A 1,682-nucleotide genomic window follows, 5' to 3' on the forward strand; every position below is an offset into this window, starting at 1 on the left:
GTTTAGATCTGTCTTCACAAACAGGGTTTAACACCCTCCACCTTCAATTAACAGCGTCCACGCGGCGCACGCCCAATTCGGACTCACTCATCTAGTGCCTTGAGCATCCGCGGCGCCCCGTGGTGCACGCCCGCAGGGCCGGGACCCGACAGCGGACGCGAAGGAGTGACCACCCCGGCGCTACGACCGCCGGCTCCTGCGGGTGTTCTACCTCGCCGGGCTTTCGGGGCTGAAAAGCTGCCCCGCCTCCCGGACCTACTACGACCGCAAACGCACCGAAGGCAAAACCCATATCCAGGCCATGCTCTCCCTCGCCCGGCGCCGCCTCAACGTCCTCTGGGCCATGCTCCGCGAAGGCACCCTCTACACACCGGTCCCGGCTCAGCCAGCCAGTATGGTTACTTGACACGACATACACGGGGGGAGCGGCGCATGGGAGGGTCCGACGCTGCGTGTTGAAGGGAGTCACGCCGTCGCTCAACTGCAGGGTCACCAATACCATGCAGGAGGGACGAAAGCAGCGCTGGTTACAAGAAGGCCCAGGACCGTCACACTCCAATTCGACACCGACCGCTCCGAATGATGCAGGAGTCCGATCAGGCCGAGGATCAGCGCGACTGCTGCGGACATTGCCCATGCGCGGCTCCACGAAAGCAGGAAGAACGCCATGCCCTGTGTGGGGGCCGTGGCGCCCGCAACCACGAGGGCGACCAGCACCTCGATCAAAAGGAGGCCGCCGAAGAGGGCTGCCCACCTTCCAACGGGCGTGTGAGGCTTGAGCGAAGCTGCCATTTATGCTCCTAGTGTCCGGGAAAGACGAACTCGGCGGCCGCCCAGTAGACGGCGGCAGTTGCCACCAAGGCCGTCAGAACGAGGACCAGGGCGGACCGTTCGCGGTAGTGCAGAACTGCGATTAAGCCCGAGGCAGCCGCAGGTGCCCATAGCAGAACGCCCAACTCCGTCACGATCTGTATGAGCATCGGGTCGGCGTCGAATGGCAGCAGCGGTGAAGCGATGATCGAGGCGAGGGCAGCAATCCATATGCAAAGCGCCCAGGTGCCGATCGCCGTCCGAGGCAGAAACGTAACGCGCTGAGCCGAGGCCCGGAACGAAGCGAAGGAGCCCGTCAGGGCCGCCGCGAACGCCACGGCTCCGCCGAGAAGATAAAGATCCCCGTTTCCTATGGCTGGCCCGACGATAGTCAGGACGAGCGCAGCCGCAGCCAGCGTGAATGCCCCGCGGCCAAGGCCGGTAGCGAGGATGCGGCCCAACGCCTGCTTCTTCGAACGAACAACAGCCAACAATGCGAGGGTGTTGGCCGCGATGATGCTGGCCCACGCAGCGGGCCCGGTCACCTTATCGATGTCCGCGAACTGGGTTCCTGCTTCGAAACGGAACAACGGGGTCAGGTCAAGAAGGAGCAGAAAAACGACGAAAAAGGCCAGCGCCCAGCGGGCAAGCGACGACCGGGGAAGGAACCGCGCATCCGGCGCAGCCATACCCGTTTTCAGGGACGAACTCATGAACGCACTCTGCCCGACACCTTCAGAGCGGGTAAGGGCTGAAAGCCCCATGGACCCGGATATGTCCGTGTCCATGACTTGACCAAAACTTTCCTGGATGATATTAGGTCCAAGCCGGTATTAGGTCTAGCGTGGGGAGAAGGAGCCTGCGCGCATGAA

Annotated in this window: 2 protein-coding genes and 1 pseudogene; 1 reads left to right on the forward strand and 2 read right to left on the reverse strand. The window is 63.0% G+C overall.

What is annotated here, in order from left to right:
* Positions 1–172: 172 nt before the first annotated feature.
* Positions 173–406: pseudogene (locus BLR03_RS23775) on the forward strand (IS110 family transposase); the annotation flags it as partial.
* An 83-nt stretch (positions 407–489) separates the two neighbouring features.
* Here BLR03_RS23775 and BLR03_RS23780 read toward each other — a convergent pair.
* Together BLR03_RS23780 and BLR03_RS23785 are read right to left on the reverse strand one after the other, a co-directional pair.
* Positions 490–792, reverse strand: a complete 303-nt coding sequence (locus tag BLR03_RS23780; RefSeq protein WP_091257000.1) for a hypothetical protein — start codon at positions 790–792, stop codon at positions 490–492.
* 8 nt (positions 793–800) lie between these two features.
* A complete protein-coding gene (locus BLR03_RS23785) occupies positions 801–1,523 on the reverse strand; it encodes a hypothetical protein (protein ID WP_139184670.1) in 723 nt (240 codons plus the stop codon).
* Between the last annotated feature and the right edge of the window lie 159 nt (positions 1,524–1,682).

Origin of the sequence: Arthrobacter sp. ok909 (genome assembly GCF_900104405.1) — a bacterium.
GTDB classification, from domain to species: domain Bacteria; phylum Actinomycetota; class Actinomycetes; order Actinomycetales; family Micrococcaceae; genus Arthrobacter; species Arthrobacter humicola.

Excerpts from the sequence above, each read along its gene's own strand:
- BLR03_RS23780 (WP_091257000.1), bottom strand. The coding sequence starts at position 792 with ATGGCAGCTTCGCTCAAGCCTCACACGCCCGTTGGAAGGTGGGCAGCC.
- BLR03_RS23785 (WP_139184670.1), bottom strand. The coding sequence starts at position 1,523 with ATGAGTTCGTCCCTGAAAACGGGTATGGCTGCGCCGGATGCGCGGTTC.